Genomic DNA, 356 nt, shown 5'->3' with positions numbered 1-356 from the left:
AGACAATTTTAGTTCCATCGCTCAGTGTTGGATACACAATGCTGTCGACCAAATCATTCGCATAGTAGCTGTACTGCGCGTTTACGGACGGATCGCTGCTAAGGGCAGAGCTTCCATTGGTCTGCACTTTATCCAGTCTTTGCTGATTGTATTGATAATTGGTATAAAAGCCCATGTAGGTGTCACTGATCTGCGTAAACCGGCCTATCACGTCGACCTGATTCCCGATCATCGCGGAGTGGTTTCCCGACACCGAATACGCAGTTCGCACTTGTCCAAGACTATCCATGGTTTGCGTTTGAGTCGCGGTGACTGCATTGTTCGTACGCGTCTGGATCGTCTGCTTCTCAGGGGAC

The 356-nt window shown here is 49.4% G+C and carries 1 protein-coding gene; it reads right to left on the bottom strand.

Features of this window, described 5'->3' with window-relative positions; translation table 11 throughout:
- On the bottom strand, window positions 1–356 hold a 356-nt coding region (locus ACQ76X_RS36360; protein ID WP_438498722.1), incomplete at both ends, for a hypothetical protein.

This window comes from Paenibacillus sp. IHBB 3054, from assembly GCF_051594305.1.
In the GTDB taxonomy this organism is placed as follows: domain Bacteria; phylum Bacillota; class Bacilli; order Paenibacillales; family Paenibacillaceae; genus Paenibacillus_AQ.
Note: the sequence above shows the minus strand (reverse complement) of the source record. Positions and strands in the feature narration are given on the sequence as shown.